At 71.6% G+C, this 24,422-nt stretch carries 22 protein-coding genes; 7 read left to right on the top strand and 15 right to left on the bottom strand.

What is annotated here, in order from left to right; translation table 11 throughout:
- The first annotated feature begins 64 nt into the window (after positions 1 to 64).
- The 6 genes from AMIS_RS28235 to AMIS_RS28210 are packed head-to-tail and all read left to right on the top strand — an operon-like array spanning position 65 to position 7,682.
- Positions 65 to 1,036, top strand: a complete 972-nt coding sequence (locus AMIS_RS28235; protein ID WP_051042163.1) for a WxL protein peptidoglycan domain-containing protein — start codon at positions 65 to 67, stop codon at positions 1,034 to 1,036.
- Positions 1,033 to 2,139, top strand: coding sequence for a hypothetical protein (locus AMIS_RS40880; protein ID WP_014445845.1), 1,107 nt, complete (start codon positions 1,033 to 1,035; stop codon positions 2,137 to 2,139). Before AMIS_RS28235 ends, AMIS_RS40880 begins: the two co-directional genes overlap by 4 nt.
- Positions 2,136 to 3,470 (top strand): ABC transporter substrate-binding protein, encoded by a 1,335-nt coding sequence (locus tag AMIS_RS28225; RefSeq protein WP_014445844.1) that lies wholly within the window; start codon positions 2,136 to 2,138, stop codon positions 3,468 to 3,470. The genes AMIS_RS40880 and AMIS_RS28225 overlap by 4 nt, the downstream gene beginning before the upstream one ends.
- Positions 3,460 to 4,191 (top strand): ABC transporter ATP-binding protein, encoded by a 732-nt coding sequence (locus AMIS_RS28220; RefSeq protein WP_014445843.1) that lies wholly within the window; start codon positions 3,460 to 3,462, stop codon positions 4,189 to 4,191. The genes AMIS_RS28225 and AMIS_RS28220 overlap by 11 nt, the downstream gene beginning before the upstream one ends.
- Positions 4,188 to 7,001: an ABC transporter permease subunit gene (locus AMIS_RS28215; RefSeq protein ID WP_014445842.1), complete on the top strand. Its 2,814-nt coding sequence runs from the start codon at positions 4,188 to 4,190 to the stop codon at positions 6,999 to 7,001. The genes AMIS_RS28220 and AMIS_RS28215 overlap by 4 nt, the downstream gene beginning before the upstream one ends.
- 21 nt (positions 7,002 to 7,022) lie before the next feature.
- Positions 7,023 to 7,682, top strand: a complete 660-nt coding sequence (locus AMIS_RS28210) for a neocarzinostatin apoprotein domain-containing protein (protein WP_014445841.1) — start codon at positions 7,023 to 7,025, stop codon at positions 7,680 to 7,682.
- A gap of 241 nt (positions 7,683 to 7,923) precedes the next feature.
- Here AMIS_RS28210 and AMIS_RS28205 read toward each other — a convergent pair whose 3' ends face one another.
- The 9 genes from AMIS_RS28205 to AMIS_RS28165 are packed head-to-tail and all read right to left on the bottom strand — an operon-like array spanning position 7,924 to position 16,209.
- A complete protein-coding gene (locus AMIS_RS28205) occupies positions 7,924 to 8,667 on the bottom strand; it encodes a maleate cis-trans isomerase family protein (protein WP_014445840.1) in 744 nt (247 codons plus the stop codon).
- The gene (locus AMIS_RS28200; protein ID WP_014445839.1) at positions 8,664 to 9,308 is read right to left on the bottom strand and encodes a hypothetical protein; all 645 of its coding nucleotides are present in this window, start codon (positions 9,306 to 9,308) and stop codon (positions 8,664 to 8,666) included. The genes AMIS_RS28205 and AMIS_RS28200 overlap by 4 nt, the downstream gene beginning before the upstream one ends.
- Positions 9,308 to 10,063: an SDR family oxidoreductase gene (locus AMIS_RS28195; RefSeq protein ID WP_014445838.1), complete on the bottom strand. Its 756-nt coding sequence runs from the start codon at positions 10,061 to 10,063 to the stop codon at positions 9,308 to 9,310. Before AMIS_RS28195 ends, AMIS_RS28200 begins: the two co-directional genes overlap by 1 nt.
- On the bottom strand, positions 10,060 to 10,980 hold the full coding sequence (locus tag AMIS_RS28190) for a hypothetical protein (protein ID WP_014445837.1): 921 nt from the start codon (positions 10,978 to 10,980) through the stop codon (positions 10,060 to 10,062). Before AMIS_RS28190 ends, AMIS_RS28195 begins: the two co-directional genes overlap by 4 nt.
- Positions 10,973 to 11,665 (bottom strand): hypothetical protein, encoded by a 693-nt coding sequence (locus AMIS_RS28185; RefSeq protein WP_014445836.1) that lies wholly within the window; start codon positions 11,663 to 11,665, stop codon positions 10,973 to 10,975. Before AMIS_RS28185 ends, AMIS_RS28190 begins: the two co-directional genes overlap by 8 nt.
- Positions 11,662 to 12,861: an aromatic ring-hydroxylating dioxygenase subunit alpha gene (locus tag AMIS_RS28180; RefSeq protein WP_014445835.1), complete on the bottom strand. Its 1,200-nt coding sequence runs from the start codon at positions 12,859 to 12,861 to the stop codon at positions 11,662 to 11,664. The genes AMIS_RS28185 and AMIS_RS28180 overlap by 4 nt, the downstream gene beginning before the upstream one ends.
- A gap of 5 nt (positions 12,862 to 12,866) precedes the next feature.
- Complete coding sequence (locus tag AMIS_RS28175; RefSeq protein ID WP_041830113.1) at positions 12,867 to 13,826, bottom strand: dienelactone hydrolase family protein; 960 nt, start codon at positions 13,824 to 13,826, stop codon at positions 12,867 to 12,869.
- Positions 13,826 to 14,635, bottom strand: a complete 810-nt coding sequence (locus tag AMIS_RS28170) for an oxidoreductase (protein WP_014445833.1) — start codon at positions 14,633 to 14,635, stop codon at positions 13,826 to 13,828. The genes AMIS_RS28175 and AMIS_RS28170 overlap by 1 nt, the downstream gene beginning before the upstream one ends.
- An 11-nt stretch (positions 14,636 to 14,646) precedes the next feature.
- Entirely contained in the window at positions 14,647 to 16,209 is a 1,563-nt protein-coding gene (locus AMIS_RS28165) for a nitrilase-related carbon-nitrogen hydrolase (RefSeq protein ID WP_014445832.1), read from the bottom strand.
- A 104-nt stretch (positions 16,210 to 16,313) separates the two neighbouring features.
- Between AMIS_RS28165 and AMIS_RS28160 the strand changes: the two genes are divergently transcribed.
- Complete coding sequence (locus AMIS_RS28160; protein WP_051042161.1) at positions 16,314 to 16,592, top strand: Dabb family protein; 279 nt, start codon at positions 16,314 to 16,316, stop codon at positions 16,590 to 16,592.
- A gap of 588 nt (positions 16,593 to 17,180) precedes the next feature.
- Here AMIS_RS28160 and AMIS_RS28155 read toward each other — a convergent pair.
- From AMIS_RS28155 to AMIS_RS40875, 6 genes are read right to left on the bottom strand one after another with little or no spacing between them, the layout of a single operon-like run.
- On the bottom strand, positions 17,181 to 18,596 hold the full coding sequence (locus AMIS_RS28155; RefSeq protein ID WP_014445829.1) for an aldehyde dehydrogenase family protein: 1,416 nt from the start codon (positions 18,594 to 18,596) through the stop codon (positions 17,181 to 17,183).
- A complete protein-coding gene (locus tag AMIS_RS28150; RefSeq protein WP_014445828.1) occupies positions 18,593 to 19,747 on the bottom strand; it encodes an FAD-dependent oxidoreductase in 1,155 nt (384 codons plus the stop codon). The genes AMIS_RS28155 and AMIS_RS28150 overlap by 4 nt, the downstream gene beginning before the upstream one ends.
- The gene (locus tag AMIS_RS28145) at positions 19,744 to 20,616 is read right to left on the bottom strand and encodes an isocitrate lyase/PEP mutase family protein (RefSeq protein WP_014445827.1); all 873 of its coding nucleotides are present in this window, start codon (positions 20,614 to 20,616) and stop codon (positions 19,744 to 19,746) included. Before AMIS_RS28145 ends, AMIS_RS28150 begins: the two co-directional genes overlap by 4 nt.
- Complete coding sequence (locus tag AMIS_RS28140; protein ID WP_014445826.1) at positions 20,613 to 22,061, bottom strand: aldehyde dehydrogenase family protein; 1,449 nt, start codon at positions 22,059 to 22,061, stop codon at positions 20,613 to 20,615. The genes AMIS_RS28145 and AMIS_RS28140 overlap by 4 nt, the downstream gene beginning before the upstream one ends.
- Positions 22,058 to 23,344 (bottom strand): acyl-CoA dehydrogenase family protein, encoded by a 1,287-nt coding sequence (locus tag AMIS_RS28135; protein ID WP_014445825.1) that lies wholly within the window; start codon positions 23,342 to 23,344, stop codon positions 22,058 to 22,060. The genes AMIS_RS28140 and AMIS_RS28135 overlap by 4 nt, the downstream gene beginning before the upstream one ends.
- A 4-nt stretch (positions 23,345 to 23,348) precedes the next feature.
- Complete coding sequence (locus tag AMIS_RS40875; RefSeq protein ID WP_014445824.1) at positions 23,349 to 24,368, bottom strand: flavin reductase; 1,020 nt, start codon at positions 24,366 to 24,368, stop codon at positions 23,349 to 23,351.
- Between the last annotated feature and the right edge of the window lie 54 nt (positions 24,369 to 24,422).

The following is a 24,422-nucleotide window of genomic DNA, read 5'->3' as shown; positions in this document are numbered from 1 at the left end:
CCTTCTGAGGGTGAGAGGCGGCCGCTACCGCCTCTCACCCGCAAGAACGGTCGGAAGGAAACACATGCGGAAGCTCGCGGCCGCGCTGGTCATCGTGGCGTCGGTGCTGCTCACGCCGGCTCCTGCCGCCGCCACCGGCAACGGGGAGTGGGCCGTCACGCCGACCCCGGCGGGGAACCCCGGCCCCACACCGCGGCTCTACTTCTTCCTCGATGCTCACGCCGGCGAGACCGTCAAGGAGTCGGTCCGGGTCACCAACCTGACGGCCAAACCGCGGTCGTTCGTGATCTACGGTGCGGACGCCTACAACACCGCCCGCAACGGCGGGTTCGCGATCCGGACCCGTACCGATGCTCAGAAAGATCTCGGCTCGTGGGTGAGATCCCAGGTCACCGCCGTCGAGGTGCCGGCGCGGACCAGCGCCGACATCCCGTTCACGATCGCCGTGCCGGCCAACGCCACACCGGGCGACCACGTCGGCGGGATCGTCGCGATGGAGGCCTCGGCGAGCTCCACGGCACAGGCCGACGGCGCCACCGTGAACATCCAGCGAGCCGTCGCGGCCCGTGTCTACCTGCGCGTCGCCGGCGCGGTCGTGCCCGGCCTCGGGGTGCCGGAGCTCAACCTGGACGTCCGCGCGCCGCTGCTGCCCACGATCACCGGCGGCGACCTGGAGTACACCGTCGCCAACGTCGGCAACATCCACCTGGTGCCGGCCGCCACCGTGACGATGACCGGGCTGTTCGGCCACCGGATCACCGTCACCGGCGCCACCCCGGCCAGCGACATGGTCCCCGGCGCGCAGGGCGCCTTCGCGATGAGGGCCCGCGGGATCTGGCCGCTCGACGTGGTCACCACCGCTGTCGCGGTCCGCGCCGAGGGCGACGTCTTCGCCCAGCGCACGGAACGCACCGTCGTCGTCTCCTGGACCGCCCTGCTGCTGCTGGCACTGCTGATCACCGGGATCGTGCTGCTGATCCGGCGCCGCCGCCGTGCCCGCGAGCTCCGGCCGCGCGGCCTGGTGGCCGCCCGATGACCAGATCGGCGCTGGTCGCGGTCACCGTCGCGCTCGTGACGTGCACCGTGCTCACCGCGCTCACCGTGCCGGCGGCCACGCCGGCCCTGGCCGCGGGCCGGGTCGCCACGCTCTCGGTGAACGTGGCGAAGCCCGGCGAGACGGTACGGGTCACCGGCACGGGCTGGACCGCCGGCACGCTGCTCCAGTTCGTCACGTGCGGCGAGGGCGGGCTGACCGGCTCGGCGGCCTGCGACACCCGGGCCGCGGTGGCCACCCCGGTCCGGGCGGACGGGAGGTTCGTGGTCGACGTGCAGGCCGGAACCCCGCCCCGGCCGTGCCCGTGCGTCGTGCACATCGCCGAGGTGCAGGGCAGCGCCATCCCGGTCAACCTGCCGATCTCGATCACCGGGCACCCGGTCGGGACGATCCCGGCCGCAGCCACCGCCGCGCGCGAGCTGACCGTGCAGGAGTTCACGCTCACCGGCGGCACCGCGGCCGCCTGGTTCGGCGCCCGCGACCGGCTGACGCTCACCTACACCGTCCGCAACCCGACTCCGGCGGCGCTGACCAGCGCGACCGTGCAGATCCGGCTCGGCGGCGGTGGCGACGACAACATCTTCCACCAGGAGGTCGTCGAGGGACTCGCGCCCGGGCAGAGCCGGACCGTCACGGTCCCGGTGGAGCTGCCGATCGCCGCCTTCGGCCGGTACGTCGTCAGCGCCGACGTCAGCGGGCTCGCTCCGGTCCGGGTGAGCCATGACGCGTACCCCTGGGGTCTGATTTTGATCAATGCCCTCGGTATCGCGCTGATCGTCTGGGGACTGGTACGCCGGCTCGGGCGGCGGCGTGCCCTGCGCGACGTCGACCCGGCGGACGCGCTGCTCCCGGCCGTGGTCCGGCTCGGCAGCCTCGGCGCCTACCTGGTCTTCGACGACGCGCCCGGCTCCCGGCGGCTGCGCCGGCACGCGGGCGCCCAGCTCAGCCTGGACAACCTGCGCGCGCTCATCGGCGCGGGCAACGGTCCCGGCGCCGGCGAATCGGTGCTCGACCTGGACGCCCTCGGTCACGTGCTGGCCCGGCGGTATCCGCGCTCCATCTCACTGCTCGAGGAGAACGAATGACACGCCGGAACCTCGACGGCCCCCTGCTGATGCGGATCGGCGCCGTGCTGGGAGTCGCGGTGGTCGCCTACACCGGGTGCGGCGCGCTGATGCCCGGCGGCAACGGCACCGTGCAGGCGTCGGCCTCCGGGACCGGACCGGGCGTCACCGAGGACAGCGTCAAGGTCGTCTTCGTCGGCACCGACCTGACCAAGACCGCGTCGCTCACCGGGTTCACCAACGCCGACGTCGGCAAGCCGGAGGAGCAGGTCGAGGCGCTGGCCTCCTGGGTGAACGCGAACGGCGGGATCGCCGGGCGCAAGCTCGAGGCGGTGTACCGCGAGTACGAGGCGAGCAACGACTCGCCGGCCGCCGAGACCACGCTGTGCAGCCGGATCACCCAGGACGACGAGGCGTTCGCGGTGGTGCTGACCGGTCAGCTGCAGTCCAACGCGCGGCCGTGTTATGCGCAGCGGCAGACCCTGATGCTGGACGCCACCCTGATCGCCAACGGCAGGTCCACGTTCTCCGAGTTGTCGCCCTATCTGTGGACGGCGTCGTTCCCGGAGTACGACGCGTTCGCGACGTCGTTCCTGTCGGTCCTGTCGCGTCAGAAATTCTTCGAGGGGCGGGACCGGGCCGGCCTGGTGGCCGCGGACACCCCGGCGAACAAGGCGGTGTTCGAGGACATCGTCACGCCGTTCGCCGACAAGGAGGGCATCGACGTCACGGTCTCCTGGATCGACACCACCTCGCTCGGCACGCTCAACTCCGGGCTCACCCAGGCGGCCGTCAACTTCCGGGGCCGGAAGATCGACCGGGTCTTCTTCCTCGGCGGCGCCCGGATCGCGCCGTTCTTCATGACCTCCGCCGCGGCGAACAGCTACACCGCGCGGTACGGCATCTCCACCTTCGACAGCCCCAGCTTCATGGTGTCCAACCCGGGGACGATCCCGCCGGCCGCGCTGAAGGGCATGGTCGGTGTGGGGTTCGCGCCCGGTTACGACGTGCCGGACAGCCAGATGGCGTTCCCGGACAGCGAGGCCGAGAAGACCTGCCAGAAGATCTACGCGGGCGCCGGGATCACGTTCCGGGCCCGGGAGAACGCGCGCGTCGCGTTCACCTACTGCGACGCGGCGCTGCTCCTGCAGTCGGCGGCCAGGGATCTCGGCCCGAACCTCAACGCCTCGGCGTGGGCGACGGCGGCGCGGTCCGCGGAGTTCGCGACCGCCACCGGACTGGGCGAGTTCGGCGGCGGGCACGCGGCCGGTACGGCGTACCGGGTGCTGAAGTTCGACGCCGGCTGCGGCTGCTTCACCTACGAGGGACCGGTGACCAGCCTTGGACAGTGACGTCGTTCTGCGCGTCGACGGGCTCTCCGGCGGCTACGGCAGCATCCAGGTCCTCTTCGGCATCGACCTGACGGTCCGCAAGGGCGAGACCGTGGCGCTCTGCGGGCCCAACGGAGTCGGCAAGTCCACCCTGGTCCGGATGCTCAGCGGGCTGAACCGGCCGCGCGCCGGCACGGTCACGCTCCTCGGCCGGGACGTGACGGCGCTCTCCGGGCCGAAACGGGTCAGGCTCGGCATGTCCACGGTGATCGGGCAGCAGGCGTTCGGATCGTTGTCGGTCCGCGACAACCTGCGGCTGCACGCGTACCCGAACGGCCACGACGACGACCGGACCGACACCGTCGTCGACGGCGCCCTGGCCGTCTTCCCGCGCCTCGCCGTCCGAACCGACCAGCCGGCCGCCAACCTGTCCGGCGGCGAACGGCAGATGCTCGTCCTCGCGAAGACCCTGATCCAGCGGCCCAGCCTGCTGCTGATCGACGAGTTCTCCCTCGGGCTCGCGCCGGTCGTCGTCGGCGGCCTGCTCGAACTCGTCCGCCGGCTCGCCGCGGCCGGCGTCGCCACCCTGGTCATCGAGCAGTCGGTGAACGTCGCCATGTCGATCGCCGACCGGCTGCTCTTCATGGAACACGGCACGATCATCGCCGAGCACACCCCGGACGAACTGCGCGCGACCCCCGACCTGGCTCGCCGCCTGGTGCTCGGAGGTCACGCCGAATGAGTTTCCTGGGGTACGACTTCGGGTTCGACCGGCTCGCCGTCGGACTGTTCACCGGCCTGACCTACGGCCTGCTCGCGGTCGGCATCGTGCTGGTCTACCGGTCCAGCAAGTTCGTCAACTTCGCCCACGGCGCGATAGGTGTCTTCGGCGCGGCGGTCCTCGCCCGGCTCACCGACGGCATCGCGTTCTGGCTGGCCTTCCCGATCGCCATCGTGGTGGCCGGAGCGCTCGGCGCCGGCATCGAGATGTCCGTGGTCCGCCGCCTGCACGGCCGGCCCCGCGTGATCGGCATGATCGCCACTCTCGGCCTGGCCCAGTTCATCCTGGTCCTGGCGCTGCTCGTGGACCGGGACAGCTTCTCCGGCTCGACCTATCCGAAACCGCCCGGCCTGCCCGCCTTCAGCATCGGCACCACCGCGGTCGGCTCCTCGCTCACCGCGATGCTCCTGCTCACCCCGGTGCTGCTCGCCGCGCTCGCGTTCTTCCTGCGCCGCACCAAGTACGGCATCGCCATCCGCGCCGCCGCCGACCACCCCGACGCGGCCACCGTGAACGGCGTCCCCGCACCCCTGATGACCAGCCTGGCCTGGGCCGTCGCCGGCGGGGTCGCCGCGTTCTCGGCGATCCTGCTGACACCCACCCAGGGCGTGCAGTCGATCGAATCGCTCGGTCCGCAACTGCTGCTGCGCGGCCTGGCCGGCGCGGTGATCGCCCGGATGACGTCGCTGCCGATCGCGTTCACCGCCTCGATCGGCGTCGGCGTTCTCGAACAGGTCCTCCTCTCCCGGGAGAGCTCGGGGTTCGTCGACGTGGTGCTCGGCCTCGCGATCCTGGTCTCGCTGCTGCGGCAGCGCACCGGCGGGCGCAACAACGAGCAGAACGCGTCCTGGCCGCGCTGGGACGCCACCCCGCCGCCCGGCACGCGGATCGGCCTGATCCTGCTCGCCGTGATCGGTGTCGGTCTGGCGTACGTGGTCAGCAACTCCACCGCCTCGATCCTCACGATGATCTGCGGGTACGCGCTGGTCGGCCTCTCCGTCATCCTGGTGACCGGCATCGCCGGTGAACTGTCGCTCGGCCAGTTCGCGTTCGCCGGCATCGGGGCGGCCGCCGCCATCCAAACGGCCCAGCTCACCGGCAACATGCTCACCGGTGTCCTGGCCGGGTGCGCGGCCGGCGCCCTCGCCTCCACCGGAGTCGGCATTCCGGCGCTGCGGCTGCGCGGGGTAGCCCTCGGCGTCACCACGCTCGCGTTCGCGCTCGCCACCAGCGGCTGGCTGCTGCGCCAGACGTTCCTGCTCGGCGACGGGCTGACCACGCCGTACCCGATGTGGCGCGACTACGTGGTGAGCGTCGCCACCGACTACTACCTGTTCGCGCTGCTCATGCTCGCCGTCGGGTGGGCGGTCACCGCGCGGCTGCGCCGCGGCGGCTTCGGCCGGTTGTTGCTCGCGCTGCGGGACAACGAGGAGGCGGGACGTGCGCTCACGGTCGCGGCGCCGGTCCGCAAACTTCAGGTGTACGGGGTAGCGGGCGCCCTGGCCGGCCTCGGTGGCGTGGTGATCGGGTTCGGTCAGGCGCAGCTGAGCATCAACAGTTTCCCGGCGTCCGCCAGCATCGACGTGGTCGCGATCGCGGTGGTCGGCGGGCTGTCCCGGACCGGGGGAGCGCTGCTCGGCGCGATCGTCATCGTGGGGTTGCCGGCGCTGTTCCCGCTCGGGATCGCGGGCCAGGCGGTGCTCACGCTCGGCTGGCTGCTCGTGGTGATCTTCCTGCCGGAGGGGCTGGGTGGGTTGCTGGCGGGGGCGGCGGGGCGGTTGCCGGCTGTTCCTGCGGGGCGGCTGACGCCTTTCCCGGTGGGACGGTGGCGGTCTGCTTCCCGGGACGGGGAATCTGCTGGTGGGGGCGGGGTTTCCGGCGTACCTCCGCAGTCGGGGCCGGAGCCGGCGGCGGATCTGCCGGCCGGACCGGCGTGGCCGGGGCAGTGGCGGGTGCGTGATCTGCCGGCTGAGCGGCTCGCGCCGATGATCGGGACGTCGCCGCTGCTGGAGGTGGCCGGGATCCGGCGGTCGTTCGGCGGGGTCAAGGCCGTGCAGGACGCCACGTTCGCCGTCACCGAGGGTGAGATCGTCGGGATCATCGGGCCGAACGGCGCGGGGAAGACGACGCTCTTCGAGATCCTCGCGGGATTTACGTCCGCTGATGGTGGAATGGTGCGCTACCAGGGTCGGGACGTCACCGGCTGGACCCCGGAACGGCGGGCGAGGGACGGGCTGGCGCGGTCGTTCCAGGACGCGCGGCTCTTCCCGGCGCTGACCGTGCGTGAGACCCTGATGGTCGCCGGGGAGAAGCTCATCCCGTCCAGCCTGGTGGTCGACGTGCTGGGCGACAGGCGTCCGTCCGCCGCGAAGGCCGCGCGTGCCCTGGCGGCGCTGCGCGCGATGGGGCTGGAGGACCTCGCCGATCGGACGGTCGGTGAGTTGTCCACCGGCACCCGGCGGATCGTGGAGCTCTGTTGCCTGCTCACCCTGGAACCCCGGCTGCTGCTGCTCGACGAACCGTCGTCCGGCCTCACCCAGGCCGACGGCGTGGCCCTCGGCGAGCTGATGCTGCGGGTCCGCGCCGAACTCGGCACGACGGTGCTGGTCATCGAGCATGATCTGCCGCTGCTGTCCCGGGTCGCCGACCGTCTCATCGCGATGGACGCCGGAACGGTCATCGCCACCGGACCACCCGACGAGGTCCGTTCGCATCCCGCGGTCGTCCTGTCCTACCTCGGCACCGATGAGGCTGCCGTGGCCCGTTCCTGACACTCACTCTGGAGGTAACCCGTGCTTTACCGGCGTCTCGCGGCCGCTGCGGCTGCCGGACTTCTCTGCGCACTCTCCGTCGGGGTCACCCCGGCCGCCGCCAAGGCGACCCTGAAAGTCTCCAAGACCACCGGACTGAAGAGCGGTGACTCGGTGACCGTGTCCGGCACCGGGTTCACCAAGAACCTGACCGATCTCGCGCTCGGCCAGTGCGTCAAGAACCCGAAGGGCCCGAGCGACTGCAACCTGGCCGGTGGGGCGGTGTTCGCCAAGACCGACGGCAGCGGGAAGACCGACACGGTGACGCTCAAGCTGGCGACGTCGTTCAGCGGCAAGGAATGTGGAAGCGACGGCTGTGTGATCGCGGCGCAGTTGCTGCCGTCCAGTCACGACGCGGCGACGGTGGCGGCGAACGCGGTCTCCGTGAAGATCGTGTTCGGCTCCTCCGGTGGCACTGCCAAGCCTGTCACCAGCAAGTCCTCGGCGGCTGCTGCTACCACGACGGCGGCTGCGGCTGATGACCCCGACTCCGATTCCGATTCCGGCTCCGCCTTGCCGAAGACCGGCCCGGGGATGGAGTGGGCGACCGTCGTGCTGATCGGAACCGGTCTGCTGCTTCCCGGGGCCGGGGTGCTGGCGATGCTGCCGGCCCGTCGGCGCCGGATGGCGGGATTCCGGTAGAGGCCCGGTCTCGCGCCCTCTCCGCGGGACAGGGGGCGGTTCAGGGGTGTGGGGCCGGCTTTGCGCGGGGCAGGTCCCACACCCCCGATCCGGCGATGCGTGCAACAAACGGCGGGGCCGGGCCGGGCCGGGAGCGTCCTGCCCCACCGGACCGGACCGCCGGACCCTGCGATCGGCGGGGCGGTCACCGCACGCGGCGAGCGCCCCTCACGCGGGAGCTGAGTGGGCGGGCGAGGGCGGGTCAGTAGTCGCGGAGGAGGCTTCCGGCCCCGTACACCTTGTCCTTGATGCCGTTCTCGCGGAGAGCCATCCACCACGTCGCCGCGTTGATGGCGATCACCGGCTTGCCCAGCCAGCGCTCGGCCTCGTCGGCGAGCCGGACCATGGAGAGGTTCGTGCCGCACTGGACGATCGCGTCCACCTCGGGATCGTTCACGTTCAGGATCGCGGCGCGCAGCTCGTCCTCGGTCACGTGCGCGATCGACACCGCCGTCGGGCACTTGAGCCCTTCGATGGCCGTCACCTCGAAGCCGATCTCGCCGAAGAAGCGGACCACGTTGGCGTCACCGACCGGCTGGTACGGCGTGACCACCCCGATCTTCCGGGCGCCGTAGAGCTTCAGCGCCCGCTCGCACGCCTCGGCCCCGGTCGCCACGTCCAGGCCGGTGATCCCCTTGATCTGGGAGACGAATTCGCGGTTGCCCTCCACGCCGCCCCAGAAGGTCTCCGCGGACATGCCCATCACCATGTAGTCGGGTTCGCAGGTGAGCACCCGCTCGCAGGCGAAGCCGATCTCGGCGCGGATCTGGACGAGCAGGTTCTCGAAGTTCGCGTCGTCGGAGAGGTCCTGGTTGCGGATGTGGATCCGGGAGAAGTGCGCGGTCACGCCGGGCACCGTCATGGCGTAGAAGTCCGGTTCGACGATGGTGTTCGTCGAGGGGGCGATGACGCCGAACTTGCGGCGCCAGCCGAGGGCGTCGGTCATTGCGTGGCTCCAACGAGTACGGGGCGACGGACCGCCCGGAGAGTGAGCCAGGCGGCGACCAGCAACGCGGCCTGGGCGGAGGTGTTGATGCCCTGCTCCAGCCATTGGAAGGCGACGGTGTGGTGGCTGTCCGACCCGCGCAGCGGCACCAGCCCCATGACCAGCACCAGGCCGAGGACGTAGAGGGAGACGGCCCACCACTGCTGGTATCGGGCCGCGATGATCGCTCCGAGCACGCTGATCGCGGTCACCCCGAGGGTGGCCGCCACGAACAGCGGGTTCAGGCTTTCCGCGAGGATCGAGCCCGCCGCGCAGAGGCCGAGGACAAGAGCAAAAGGCCAGGCACGGGTACGTCTCCCGCGCCGCACCGTGACCGCGAGAGCCCAGGCCAGCAGGGTCGCGCCGGCCGCCATCAGCGGGAACAGCGCCTGTTCGAACAGCTTCCAGTCGCCCGCCCCGGCCGCGTATCCGAGTTTCCACACGCATTTGGCGATGCCGCCCGCGCCGATCAGCATCGCGCCCGTGAACCCGGCACGGCGGGCCGCCGGCGTGGGTGCGGTCTGGCTGAGCAGCGCGAATCCGGCGGTGCCGAAGATGACCGGCACGAAATCCTCGAGCGCCAGCGCGATCGGATAGTCCATCAGGAGTCCCCGAACAGGTCGCGCCTGGTGAAGGCGGCGGTCGCGAACCGGTACGCCGCCTTGCGCCTGGTCAGCCAGGCGACCCGGCCGCCGTTGCGCGTGCCCGCCAGGACGCGGCGGGCCAGCCAGGGGGTGACCGTCTCGACCCGGTCGGCGAGGATGTTGAAGATCTTCTTCGCCTTCTCCAGCTCGGCCGGCTCGTAGTCGCGGGTGAGCAGGTCGGTGACGACCATGCCGGGGGAGAGGAGCCCGACCTTCACGGGCGTGCCGGTCAGCTCCTTGGCCATCGCGAGGGTGGCGTAGGTGAGGCCGCGCTTGGTCGAGCCGTACGGCGTCAGGCCCGCCACGATCTGACCGTTGGAGCCGAGTCCTTCCATGTTCCAGAGCGCGCCGTGGCCCTGCGCCAGCATCGCGTCCAGGACGACGGCGCCGGCCTGCAGGGTTCCGCGGAGGTTGACGTCGACGACGGCGTCGATCTCGGCGGGGTCGAGCTGCCAGAGCGGCTTGCGCGAGTTCGACAGCCCGGCATTGTTCACCCAGATGTCGACTTTTCCGTATTTGTCGACGGTGGCGTCCCACAGGCTGCGGACGTCGCCGCGCCGCGTCACGTCAGCCGTGACGAACAGCGCCTCCGAAGGCCCGTCAACGGGAGCCGACCTCCCGCAGTAGGCCACTTGCGCACCGAGTGCGAGGAAGGAACGAACCAGACCCTGACCGATCCCGCGCGTCCCACCGGTCACCACGACGACGGTCATGAGTGCCACTCCAAGAGCCCGTGCAGCACCGAGTCCAGCTGCCCGCCGTCGAACAACTCGTAGACCACGGCCAGCCGGGTCCCCGCCGACATCCCCGGGGACGCGTCGATTGAGAACTCCCGGCCCCTGATCTTCCCGACGTCGGTGAGGTGTACCGACTGGAACGACGCCCGTCCGAAACCGATCGCGTTGCCCCACGCCTCGGGGCCCTCGAAGAAGAGCCGGTTGCCGTCCCGGCGGGTCTCCACCGTGAACGAGCGGTCCAGCCCGGCGCCCCGCCAGCTGATCGTGCGACGGGTCCGCAGCAGGTCGATCGGGTCGAGCGCGAGCGACGCGGACACCGTACCCCGTAATTTTTGGTCTGATCCCCACAGCTCGAGCTCGCCGGCGAAAGCGCCGGACTCCTTCGTCGGCAGGATGTAGGGGACCGGGCCGTTGCGCGTCTCCGCCTCGATCAGCGCGTCGACCTCGGACGGCACGCGGGTGTAGAGCCCGTTGAAGCACCCCACCACCGACCAGCCCTGGTGGAGCACCGAGGAGTAGACCTGGGTCTCGCCGTCCGGCAGCACCTGGTTCCAGGTGAACAGGTCGACCTGCCAGCCCGGCCCGTAGTAGTGCGAGTCCACGAAACCGCCGTAGGGCTGCCCGGTCCCGAAGAAGTCCGGACCGGTGTAGACCCGGTTCTGGTCGGAGTCCACGACACCGAACGAGAACGGCGCGCCGAGGCGGAACTGCCCCGCGAGCGGCCCGCCACCGATCAAACCCCCATCCATCCGGTACGTGGTGACGCCGTCCACGAAGTCCGAGGATCGCCGGATCTCCTCGAAGCCGCACCAGGTCCCGGTGGCGTCGAAGAGCGACGGCCGCCCGTGCCACTCCCCGGCGATCCGTTTCTGCCAGACGCTGGGCTCAGTCATTGCTCACCAGAGCCAGGCGCACCGATTCGCTCTGCTCCTCGCCGAGGAGCCGGACGGTCTGCTTCCACACCGGGTCGATCTCCGGGCTGAACAGCAGCGTCCGGTGTGCCGCGTCGCGCTCGGCCGAGCCGCCGGCGGCGACGCCCTTCTCGACCAGCCCGGCCCAGTGGGTGAGGTAGCCGTCGACGGCCTCGCCGATGCCCTCGAAGGCCGTCGCGGTGGCCCGGTTCACGAGCATCCAGGGCGACATGAGGGCATATTGCCGAGGTGTCAGATGAGCGGGGGTGAGCCCGTCGCGGCCCGAGACCTCGGTGTAGAGCCCGGTCAGCGGCTCGTAGACCTCGTCCAGGTACGGCAGCGACGTCGCCAGGTCGATCCGCGGGATCAGGTCGAGGTGGAACGCGTGGTTCTCCCCGTTCGCCACCGAGTCCAGCGTGAAGTGCGGGACGCCCGACTCCGGCGCGGTGAACGCGAAGATCATGTGGCTGTCCAGGCCGATCGGCGGGACGACCAGGCTGACGTTGACCACCTTGACGACCGGCCCGGCGCTGCGCCAGACACGGATCCGCCCGACCGGGTCGGGGCTCATCGGCGAGGTGAGCGCACGGTCCTCGTCCAGGGTCACCGGGAACCGGTCGAGGATCGCGGCGAGGGTGCGATCGGAAAGAGCGCCGGGCAGGCTCACGGGGTCTCCTCGGAATCGTCCTGGCCCATCAGCCGGGCGGCGGCCACCGTCGGATGCTCGCCGCGGGCCTTGTGCACCCAGGCGCGGGCCAGTTCCGGGCTCTCCCGGCGGGCCGGTGAGGGGATGACCGTCGCCGTCCGGCGAGGCACGTCACCGGTGATGAAGTCCTCCTCGTTGAGCAGCCAGCCCTTGTCCGCCAGTTCCTGCCGGCGCCGCCGGTACTCGACCGCGATGAGGTCGCTCTTGATGTGCAGCTCGGCGCCGAGGTCGAACGGCAGCAGCTCGGGCCGCACCTTGTCGACCACCGCGGCGTCCTCGTAGAAGATCCGCAGGGTCCGGTTGACCGCGTCCTTGTCGGCCCACCTGCCGGTGAAGAAGGTGCGCAGCGCGACCCACTTGACCAGGGTGTGCGTCTCGTCGATCGGGATGTTGGTGTCGTAGATGACCATGTCGCCGATCGGCAGCCGCACGTGCAGCTTGATCATGTTGGGCAGCATCCAGCCGGCCGACGTGGCGACCGGCGGCCGCTTCTTCAGGTCGTTGCCGACCAGCCTGCCGAACCTGCCCCAGAGACCGGACGGTTTCGGCGGGTGCAGGTCGACGGTGGCGAACGCGGACCACTCGTCCGGGTGCTCGACCTCGTAGTCCGGCACCTGCGGCATCTCCGGGTTGCCGAACCGGCCGGCGTGCACGAACGGCGCGTGCGCGATGTCGCAGCCGTTCTCCAGGATCCGCTCGTAGTTGGCGTTCCAGAGGAACTCGCCGGTCACGACCCGGAACTTGCCGCCGTTCTCCACCAGGTCGTCGAACTCCGGCCAGACCGGGATCGGCGGGCGCTCGGACTCCGGGAGATCGCCCATGAAGACCCAGACAAAACCATATTTCTCCTGTACGGGGTACGAATCGACCCGTGCCTTCTTGGGGATGCCCCGTCCGGGCAGGTTCGCCGGGATCTTCGTGCACGCGCCGTCCGGCTCGTACTCCCAGCCGTGATAGGGACAGACGATCTTGTCATCCTTCAGCCAGCCGCCGGAGAGCGCCGCGCCCCGATGCACGCAGAGGTCGCTCAGCGCCACCACCCGGCCCTGCCGGGGCGTGCGGTAGACGACCAGGTGCTGACCGAGGACGGTGATGCGTTCCGGCTTGGTGGTGACGTGAGCGGAGAACTCCACCGCGTACCAGAAGTTCTTGAGCATGGCAGTTACCTCCGCCGGATCCCGGCGATGTCGGGGGACTGAAGGGCCTTGTCGAGCGCGTCGCGCGACGCGCCGCGCAGGTGGATGTCGAGGAACGCCGCGGTGACGTCGGCCAGGGCCGCGCGGGTGGCGGCCGGATCGGTTGCGTGCGGCAGATCGAGGAAGGCCCGGGCGGCGGTCTCGTCGACCGGGTGCACGATCCCGAAGTGGTTGGCGCCCGCGAACGTGACCTGCACGGTGTCACCGCCGGCCTCGGGCAGCGCCTCGTCGAACGTCCGGCTGATCGGGTCGCGCCGGGTCGCGACGTCCTCGCCGTACCGGTCGGCGGAGCCGTTGATGACGCCGTCGTTCTCACCGTTCATGAGCAGCACCGGGCAGTCGACCTGAGCCGGGAGCACGGTGCCGGCCGGCCAGCCGAGCATCGTGGCGACCATGGTGTGGGTGCCGTAGGCGGCGACCGCCTTGACGCTCGGGAAGAACCGGGCGCTCTGCAGGATGACCGTGCCGCCGGCCGAGTGCCCGATCAGGCCCACGCTGCCGAGGTCGAGCAGCCCGGCGACCGGCCCGGAGATGTCCGCCAGGGCGGAGAGGATCGCGGGGACCGACGGCGTGGTGGCCCGGGTCCCGTAGGCATCCGGTCTCGCGGCCGCCAGCTCCACACCGGGAGTGATCCCTTTCAGGCCCCCGAACAGCTCGCCCACCCAGTCGTAGGTCACCGCCACATAGCCGCGCGAGGCCAGCTCGACCGCGAGCCAGCGGTAGGCCTCCTGGCCCACGTTGACCCCGGAGACGATCACCACCACCGGGTACGGGGCCTGGGCCGGGTCCGCCGGGAACACCCCGGAGAGCCGCTCGGCGTCCGATCCGGTCGGCGTGGCCGGATAGAAGACCCGCAGGTGCGCGGTGTCGAACGGCGCCTCGGCGCCGGGGATGGCCGCGGCCCACCAGACCGACCTGACGCCCATCACTCGACCCCGGGCCTCGGCAGCACCCGGTCCCCGCCCCAGAGGGCCCGGACCAGCTTGTTCGTGGTCTCTTCGCCGAAGAACCGGACGCCCATCACGTTCGCCGGATCCCGTTCGGCGATGTTGCGGCGAATCGTCTCGTCGGTGGCGGCCAGCGCGGCCCGCTCCCCGGCAGGGACCGGGGTGGCCTCGTCCACCCAGCGCAGCCACCTGTCGACGTGCGCGTGCGCCCGCTGCGACACGATCTCCAGGTTGCGCTGCGAGCGCTCGAACGAGTAGCAGTACGCGGTCGGCGACAGGCTGGCCCGGATGAACCCGGCGCGGCTCACGAAGTACTCGAACTGCGGGTCCGCCCGCAGCTCCAGCCACTCCTCGTCCAGATCCGCGTAGTAGTCGTCGAAGTAGGAGGCGTCCTCCACCATGTTGGTCCGCGGCACCGAGTCGAGGTAGAACCAGCCGCCCGGCCAGACCAGCAGCGCGATGCCGAGGTGTGGGACTTTCACCTGAGGGCCGAGCCACGCGGTCAGGTGCAGGTTGGCGAAGCTGGCGCCGGGGTTGCCGATCCAGGAGTGGACCATCCAGTCGATCTCCGGCCCGGAGTACGCCTCCAGCGACCCGCCCGGCCCGTCCGGGTACGTGCCGTAGGTGTCCAGGTCCACCGTCGACGGGTCGCGGGTGAGCTCGAACCGGGCGTCGATCTTCGCCTTCAGGTCGGCGAGGAGCTGCCGGTAATAGGTGAACGTGTCGTGTACGTCGACGACCGGTGAGCCGTCGACCATGTCCTCCACGTGCTGGATCGTCTCCGCCACTGAGAACTCCCTTATAGAAGTGCGCCGACCAGCCGCCACGGCCGGCCGTCGACGAGATCGGTGTTGCGCGAGACCTGACGGTTCGCTGCCTGCGCCGGGTTGACCGTGCCGGTGCCGGCCGGGTCGCCCGCCGCGATGTCGGTGCGGATCGGGGTGGAGATGCGGCCGGTGAACGGCCCCTCCCACTTCGTCCAGAGCGTGAAGTCGGGGGTCATCGCGAAGATCGCGGCGGGCTGGCCGAGCGGTGTCGCGACGACCAGGTTGAGACGGTTCTCGGCGGCGCGCTCGGGCAGGCCCAGGGACAGCTCCCACGGCTCCTGCGCCCGGTAGGGCACCGCCACCACGTCCGCGTCCAGGAGCGCGGCCAGCCGGAACGTCTCCGGGTAGAGCGCGTCGTCACCGGCCACGATCGCGAGCCGTCCCCACTCCAGGTCGACCGGCACGATCTCCTTGCCGGTCGCTGCGGGGCCGTGCAGCCGCGGCTGGCGCGCGACGATCCCGCTGCTGTCGATCAGCAGGCCGCCGGTGTCGTCGCTGGTCACCGCATGCGCTCCGGTGCCGGCCAACGCCGCGGCGATCTCCGCGGCCGACCCGGCCGCCTCGGGCAGGACGAGCAGGCGGGCGGTCTGCGCGATCGTGGAGACCAGGTCCAGTGAGCGGACCACCGCGACGTCCAGCGTGGGCGCGCCCGGTGGCCGCCGGCGGCCCACCGGTTCGGCGGCGATCGGCGCGTACAGCGCCGGCCGCCGGCCGCCCAGGATGTCCGTGCCGTCCGGGCGGCGCTTGTCGTCGGCGAGCGACACATCGATGTCAGCGACCACGACGGCCTCGCCGGTGCGCGGCGCCTTCGCGACCACCGTGCCGTCCGGCGCGACGATCTGGCTCTCGCCGGCGCCGTGCAGCCACTCCGGCGGCACACCGAGACGCTCCGCGATGGCCGGCAGCTGGTCGCGGGGGAGGAGCGGGCCGACCTTGTTGGCCGCCACCACCCACACCTTGTTCTCCGCGGCACGCACCGGGATGTGCAGATCCGCCTCGTCCAGCGCGAAGCTGTTCAGGCTGTTCAGCAGTACCTGGGCGCCGCGCAATGCGAGTCCGCGGGCCACCTCGTTGATCACGCCCTCCATGCAGGCGTACATGCCGAGGCGGCCCAGCGGGGTGTCCAGCACCGGGCCGGCCGTGGGCGCCGGATCCAGGAAGTCGTTCTCCGCGCCCATCAGGGTCTGCTTGTCGCACGATCCGACCGTCTCGCCGTGCGGGGAGACCAGGAAGTTGGTGCCTCCGGTGCGGCCATCGGCGTACCCGTGGGTGACGTTGATCTTGATCCAGATGCCGTGCCGGCGGGCGCGGTCCGCGACGGCGGTCAGGAACGCGTCGCCGGGCCGGGTGGCGAGCTCGTGGGCCTGCGCGCGCGACGCATACCACGACAGGTGGTTGGAGAACTCGGGCAGGACCACGAGCTGGACCTTCTGCTCCGCAGCGGCGTCGATGACGCGCAGGCAGGCGGCCAGATTGGCAGCGACGTCCTGACCGGCTTCGATCTGGGCTGCGGCGACGCGAACAACACCGGGCATCCGGTTCCCCCTAGCGAAACGGCGTTTCCCAAAACTACACTCGGGAGCCCCGTTCGCAACAGGGGTTTCTTGATGGTGAAGATATTCAGGGGGTCGACTTGTTGGTGCACGTCGTGCTGATGAGGTTTGCCGATGGCGCCGATGCTGCCAAGGCCAAGGTGCGTTTGGAAGAGCTGGCCGGTGTCGTTCCCGAGATCCGCTCGCTACGGGCAGATCTCGACGAGCTGCACACCGAGGTCTCCTGGGATCTGCATCTGCGCACAACCCACCACGACGAGGCGGATCTGCGGGCATATCAGGCGCACCCGGCACATCAGGAGCTGGGCGCGTGGTTGCGCCCGCTGCTCACCTCACGCGCCGTCATTGACTACACCCAGCCCTGAGGGGTACGGCCTGCGATTTCGCCCCTTCCCGCCGGTGGTGCGTCGTTGCCGTGAGCGGATGACGAGGATCTTCCGCGCTGGGTGACGCCTCGGTCGGTCTGCTCTACGAGCGCACCGACTCGACCGGAGCGCTCGTCAACCGGGGCATCACGGTTCTAGTGGCGCAGGGTGATGTGGTCCTCACCATGGATTACCGGAAGGCTCAGAACACCACCGACGAGGCCAACTTCCGGAGCACGCTGCTGGCGGCCGCCGCCGAGCTCGACGAGATCGGCTGACGGCACGCCCGGGCGCACGGGCGGGGGTGCGCCCGCGGGTGGAGTTCTGCGGTGCTCGGGTTCGCGGATCTTGCAAAAGCCAGTGGTGCCCGGCAGTGGCGGCAATTGATCAACGAGAACGGGCGTTGCCGGCACGGTGGGCCGCGGACCGGGCGGGTGTGGCGGCCGCCCTCTCACCGGCGCCGGACACCCGGTCCCGGTCCGCGGGGTCTGATCACCCGGTGGGGCCGGCCGCAGCGGGTGGGTCGGGCATCACCGGGTGCGGGCCGGCCGCAGCGGGCAGGCCGGGCATCACCCGGTGGGCCGGGGCTCACCCGGTGGGGTAGGCGGAGGGGCCGCCCGGGGGTGTGGCGGTGCCCGGGCGGAACGCGGCGGGGGCGTGGATGACGCAGGTCTGGACGTACTCGGTGAGGCCCTCGTGCGCGTACTCGCGGCCCCAGCCGGACCGCTTCACGCCGCCGAACGGGGCGCGCAGGCTCATCCCGGTGCGGTTGTGGGTGTTGACGAACGTGAAGCCTGCCTCGAACCGGCGGGCGAACGCGAACGCTTGCTCCTCGTCGGCGCTCCACACCGAGGCGCCGAGGCCGAGCTCGCCGGCGTTCGCCCAGGTCAGCACGGTCTTCTCGTCGGGGTAGCCGAGGACCGGCACGACCGGGGCGAACTGCTCCTCGATGACCAGCGGCGCGTCCGGATCGGGGGCGGCGACAAGCGTGGGACGTACGAAGTAGCCGGTGGCCGGGTCCGCCTCGAAGCGGCCGAGCGGGATCGCGCCGGGCGGGGTCAGCGCCTGCGCGGCACGCTGCGCGGCGGCGGAGATCACCGGGCCCATCGTGACGCCGGGGGCGAGGGGGTCGCCGGTCGTCAGGACCCGGTCCGCGGCGCGGGTGTACGCGTCGACGAACGCCGCGAGACGTGACTGCGGCACGTAGAGCCGTTTCGCCGCCATGCACACCTGCCCGCTGGTGGCGAAGCTCGCCATGACCAGCCGGTCCATGGCGTCGTCGTCGAAGGACGCGTCGTCGAGCAGGACGGCCGGATCGTTGCCGCCGAGCTCCATCACGGTCGGGGTGAGCCGGTCGCCGGCGAGTGCCGCGACCGCCCGCCCGCCGGCCGTCCCGCCGGTGAACGCCACCTTGCGGACCAGCTCGTGCCCGACCAGCGCCGCCCCGGTCTCCGCACCACCGTGGACGGCATGGATCGGCGCGTCGAAGAGGGCGATCACCCGGTCGACGGTGAGCGGCGCCAGCGGCGACGGCTTGACCACGATCGCGTTGCCGGCGGCCAGGGCCGGCGCGATCTTCAGCATGGCGAGGATGACCGGGGCGTTCCACGGTGTGACCGCGGCGACGACGCCGAACGGTCTGCGCCGCTCCACGAGCCGGCCCAGGTCGTCGTCGAGTTCGCGGTCCCCGTACACCTCGGGGGCGTGCTGGACCACCCATCGCAGATAGCGGACCGCGAAGCCCAGCTCACCGCGGCAGTCGCCGACCACCTTGCCGGACTCGCGGGCCAGCAGCGGGGCCAGCTCCTCGATCGCGTCCTCGATCGCCGCCGCGGCGCGGGTCAGCGCGGCGAGCCGATCGGTGAGCGGCCGGGCGGCCCAGGCACGCTGTTCCGCGTCGGCCCAGCGCACGACCTCGTCCACGGCGTCCGGCGAGGACACCGGCACGGTTCCGACGATCTCGGAGAAACGTGCGGGGTTCTCCCGTCGAAGCGAGGCGATCATGCGGCCACCGGGCGCAGGGAGGCGATCATGGAACTGCGGAGCAGGGCGGCGCGGGCCTTGGCCGGGTCGGCGGCGATGGCGCGCAGCGAGTCCAGGTGGGCGGCGCGGGCGTCCGGGTCGGTGGCGCGCAGGCGCTCGTAGTTCTGGTGCGAGACGCTCTGCACGTATTCCAGGGCGATCCGGCGGCGGCCGGCCGCCGTGTCCCAGATCGCGGCGTCGTCACCGGTGGCGATCGCGGAAGCGTAGGCGATCGCGTCGTGGATGCCGGAGTTCATGCCGAGCCCGCCGAGCGGGTTGTTCACGTGCGCGGCGTCGCCGGCGAGCAGCACCCGGCCGGTCCGGAAGGACGTGGCGACCCGCTGGTGGACCCGGTACATGCTGGCGTGCGCGATCCGCCACGGCCGGCCCGGATCGACGACACCGCGCAGCCTGCTGTCGAGGCGGGCGTGCTCCTCGTCGTCGGGTGTGTCGACGGGCGTGGGCAGCAGCACCCGCCAGTGGTCCGGGGTGCGCAGCAGCACGCACCACTCGACCGGGTCGAAGACGTAGTTGACCGCGGCCAGGTCGTCGAGCCAGCCGGTGAGCTCCTCGTCGACCGAGGCGACGAGGAACCGTTCCGGGTACGTGATGCCGTCGAACGTCACGCCGGTGGCCTTGCGGACCGCCGAGTGGGCGCCGTCCGCGCCGATCAGCCAGTCGCCCTCGGCCGTCCGGCCGTCCGCGCTGATGGCGACCACACCGTCCAGATTCATGATCAGCTCGGCGACCGGCCAGCCGTACCGGATCTCGGTCTGCGGAAGGCGCAGGAGGTGGCCGAGCAGGATCGGGGTGAGCTTGGACTGCTCGCACTGCACCCGGTAGGGGTAACGGGTGTCCCCGGCGAGCACCGCGAGGTCCAGCATCGCGACCAGCCCGGCCCGCCGGTCACGGTAGGCGAAGGTCGGCGAGACCAGCCCGAGCGCCTGCAGTTCCGCGCCGACCCCGAGCTCGTCGAGCATCTCCAGGGTCGGCGGGTGGAAGGTGGAGGCCCGGGACTCGGCGGCGAGCTCGTCACCGGCCTCCAGGACGGTCACCGCGAACCCTCGCCGGGCGAGCGCGAGGGCCGCGGTGAGCCCGACCGGTCCGGCGCCGGCGACCAGGATGCGTTTCACGGATGTGCTCCCCGGGGGACGTAGTGGGCGTCGAGATCGAGGGCCTCGTCCTGGCCGACCAGCGCGGTGAAGCCGGACCAGGGCATCCGCTCGACCGCCGCGGCGGTGCCCTCCTCGGCGATGGCCCGGTAGGCGAGCGACGCGGCGCGCATGGCGGCCAGCAGCGCGGCGACCGGATGCAGGACGAGGCGGACACCGGCGGCGGCAAGCTCGTCGTCGGTCACCGCGGGTGGTTCGCCGCCGGCTTCCGACCGATTGACGACGATGGGTACGCCGGGAAGCGCCCGATGGATCGCGGCCAGCTCGCCGAGATCGTCGACACCTTCCGGGAAGATCGCGTCCGCCCCGGCCTCGGCGTACTGCCGGAGCCGCCCGATCGTCTCGGTGAGCCCGTGACCGGTGTAGGCGTCGGTCCGCGCGATCAGCGCCAGGTGCGGCACGTGATCGGCCAGGGCGGAGATCTTGGCGGCGGCGAGGCTCGCGTCGATCACCTCCTTGCCGGCCAGGTGCCCGCAGCGCTTCGGGTTGACCTGGTCCTCCAGGTGCAGGCCGGAGATGCCGGCCCGGGCGTACGCGAGACCGGTCCAGACCGCGTGCAGCGGATTGCCGTACCCGGTGTCCGCGTCGGCCAGCAGCGGCACCCCGGTCAGCGCGGGGATCAGGGTGGCGGCCCGCTCGGCGATCTGCGTGCCGTGCACGTACCCGAGGTCGGGCCGGCCCAGCGCGACCGCCGCGACGGCCGCGCCGGACAGGTGCACGCCGCAGTGCCCGGCCCGGACCGCGAGCGCCGCGGTGACCGGGTCGTAGACGCCCGGCATGTGGGTGACCGTCTTCTGGGCGAGCAACGCCCGCAGGGCTCTCGCCGTCATTCGCGGGAGTGCGGCTCTTGGCGGGAGTGCAGCGCGAAGCCGCCCTCGACGCCGACGACCCGCGGGTTGGTGAAGAAGAGCAGGGTCTCGGCGGTGCCCTCCTCGGAGTACCCGGAGATGCCCCAGGCCGGGCGCGGGGTGAACAGGTGCAGGCTCATGATCGAGGAGCCGTTGACCTTCACCTCGCCGGCCCGGACCCGCCGCGCGGTCGCCAGGGCCTGTTCCTCGTCGGCGCCGATCACGTAGCCCTCCAGGCCGTACCGGGTGCCGTTGGCCAGCCGGACCGCCTCGTCGAGATCCCGATAGCCGTGCACCGCGGCGACCGGGCCGAAGATCTCGTCCACGGTGTCCGCCGGATCCGCGCCGGTGACCAGCGCCGGCGCCAGGGTGTTGCCCGGTCCGTCGAGGGTGGCCTCGTGCACCGTGCCGCCCAGTCCGTCACGCGCCTTGATCACCGTGGCGCGGTGCCCGGAATGGATCAGCGGGCCGTAGTCGGTGGCCTCGTCGGCGGGGTCGCCGGTCACCAGGGTCTCGACTCTGCGCAGGATCGCGTCGACGAGGGCCTGCTCCCGGCCGGCCGGGACGATCAGGCGGCCGAGGGCCCGGCACCACTGCCCGTTCAGCGTGGTGAGCAGGTCGGCGGCGGCGCGGGCGGCGGCGTCCTCGTCGGCGTCCGGCATCACGATCAGCGCGTTGTTGCCGCCGAGTTCCAGCTGGACGGGTTTGATGTCGTAGGCGCAGGCGGCGGCGACGGCCCGCCCGCCGGCGAGTCCGCCGGTGAACGAGACGGCCCGGATCCGCGGGTCGCCGACGATCCGGGCGCCGACGCCCGCGCCGCCGTGCAGCAGTTGGAAGAGCGCGGGCGGAGCGCCCGCCTCGCGCAGCGCCCCGTGGATCGCGACGGCGAGCCGCTCGGCGCCGAACGGCGCGTACTCGCTGGGCTTGAGGATCACCGGGCAGCCGGCTGCGAGCGCGTTGGCGACCTTGTGCGCGGCCATCGGCGCCGGGGCGTTCCACGGGACCAGGCAGGCGGCCGGTCCCCAGGGCAGGCGCTCGACGAGCACCTCGCGTCCGTCCTCGCGGGTGGTGGCGCTGGTCAGCAGGCCGGTCCGGAGCTGGTCGGCGGCCAGCGCGAACGCCCCGGCCAGGATCATGCCGAGCGGGGTGGTCTGCCGGATCGGCACGCCTGTCGCCCGGCTCTCCAGGGCGACGATCTCCGGCGCGGCGCCGGCGACGGCGGCTGCCACCTTCTCCAGGATGTCCGCTCGCTCGGATGGCCCGGCAGTCCACGCGCCGAGCCGGTCGGCTGCCGCGATCGCCTGTTCCACGCGCTCCGCGCCGGAGGCGAGCGCCGGGCCGATCACCTCGCCGGTGGCCGGGTTCTCCAGGTGGACGCCGATCTCGATGTCGCAGGAGGCCCACGCCCCGTCGACCAGATCTCTCATGAGGCCACGCTCGTGAACAGCTCGTTCGCCTTGTTGCTGGTGATCACCGAGGCGGCCTCCAGGCGCCCCCGCTCCGGCGGGAACGTCATGACCAGGCCCATCGCCAGGTCCCGCAGCGCACGGCCGACCACGCCGTTCATCGTGGCGCCGGAGGTCCCGGACGCCTTGAACGCGCCGAGCGCCACGTCGAACGCGGCCTGGCAGATCGAGCCCTTGGCGATGCGCCACTGCGCGTACACCTCGGACTTGGTGGCGATGGGTGGCTCGACCGTCTCCAGCAGCAGCTGCCGGCGCAGCCACAGGTACGCGCGCTCCAGGGATTCCGTCATGTCGCCGATGATCACCTGATGCATCGGCGACTCGGCTACCGGTCGTCCGGTGTCGGCGAACGTCTTCGTGGTGAGCCGCTCCAGGGTGTCGTCGTAGACGCCCTGCGCCGCGCCCACGTAGACCGCGGTGATCGCCAGCTGGTTGCCGACGAAGCTGCCCCGGCTGCACTGCAGCATCTTCACGAACGCGCCGGGGACCGTGAGCGCGTCCTCCTGCGGGATGAAGACGCCGTTCAGCTTGATGCCGTGGTTGGCCGAGCCGCGCATGCCGAGGCCGTCCCAGAACGGGCGCTCGGTGACACCCGGCGCCTCCCGCGGCACCAGGAACATGACCAGGCCCTCGGCCGTGTCGTAGCCGTCCAGGCGGGCGGTGACCAGGTAGTAGTCGGCGATGCCGGTGGCGCAGCCGAACGACTTCTCGCCGGTGAGCTCCCAGCCGGCGACGCCGTCGCGGGTGGCCGGCACGGCGGTGGTGGCGATCGCGATGTTCGCGCCGCTGCTCTTCACCGACTCGCTGGCGAAGTTCGCCAGCCAGGTGCCGCCGGACATCAGGCGCAGCACCCGCTCGGCGAACGCCGTCACGACCGGGACCTCCTCGTCGGCGAAGAGGCCGGCCTCGATCGCCTCCAGCGGCAGCAGGCCGCGGGAGGCCGAGGTGTTGTGGAAGAAGAAGGCGAGCGCGGTGGACGGGCAGGCGCTGCCCATCGCGTACGTCGCCGCGGCGAGGTCACGCAGCGTGCCGCCGAGACCGCCGTACTCCTCGGGGACGATCAGCCCGAGCAGCCCGGCCTCGCGGAGCACGTCGATGTGCTCGCGCGGGAAGGCGCCGTCGGCGTCGGCCTGCTCGGCTCTGGCGCGCAGTGCCGGCAGGACCTGCTCGACGAGGGCCGCGCGGGACTTCTCCTCGACGGTCATGTCGTCGACGAGTTTCTCGCCGATGAGTCGGTCGGCCATGCTGTCACTCCCTGATCTGGGCGAGGTCGGCGTCGCTGGGCCGCTGGTCGACGGGCCCGGCCACCTCGAGTTGGCGGGACAGGTGGAGCAGGTCGTCGAGCGGCAGGCCGGGCGAGCCGGCGCCGGGTGCGACCACGTCGAAGTGCGAGACCCCGTTCTTCATCGCGACGAGCGCGTTGACCAGGGCGAGACGGTTGTGCCCGGCGAGCCGGACGCGGAGCACGGCCGGGCGGACCAGGACGCTCGCGTCCTGGAGGATCCGGGCGACCTGCAGCGGCGAGGCGGGTGCGACGTCGGACTCGACGCAGCCGATCTCGTCGCAGCCGAGCGCGCGCAGGGCGGCCACGGTGGCGAGCACCTCGTCCTCGCGGTCCGGGTCGAACGCGTCGGTGACGTACCCGACGACGCAGTCACCGGCCTTCCGCGCCGCGATGACCCGTTCCGGTGAGGGCAGGCTGTCGCGCCCGGCGGCGAAGAACTCGAACCGCAGGCCGTCGGGGGGAGAGGCGAGGTCGCGGACCTGGACGGTGTCCGGCAGCGGCTGGGCGACCTGGCCCCAGTTCCGCGAGTGGAACAGCAGCGGCGAGATGATCCGGGGCAGCGCGGCCTCGGTCACCTCGCCGACGAAGATGGTGTGGTCGCCGCCCGGGTACGCGTGCGCGACCCGGCAGTCCAGCCAGGCCACCGCGTCGCTGAGCACCGGGCAGCCGTTCGGCGTGATGGTCCAGTCCAGCCCGGCGAACCGGTCGCTGATGCCGCGTTCCTGCCCGGCGAACCGGCGCCCGATGTGCGCCTGGTCCTTGCCGAGGAAGCTGAGGGCGAACTTGCCCGCCTCGCCCAGGAGTGCCCGGCTGGGCAGATGGTTGCCGAGGCAGACCGACACGAGCGGGGGATCGAGGCTCACCGAGGAGAATGAACTGGCGGTCATTCCGTGCACACCGGTCGGGCCGGCGGTGGTCACCACGCAGACGCCGCTGGGCCACTGCCCGAGCACGGAACGGAACGTCGTGCTGTCGACCGGCACTTCGTGCTCCCCTTTGCTCGCTGTTTCGCCTTGGGAAACGGTGTTACACCGAAC

The organism is Actinoplanes missouriensis 431, assembly GCF_000284295.1.
Taxonomy (GTDB): domain Bacteria; phylum Actinomycetota; class Actinomycetes; order Mycobacteriales; family Micromonosporaceae; genus Actinoplanes; species Actinoplanes missouriensis.
This window is presented reverse-complemented; position numbering and strand designations above follow the sequence as displayed.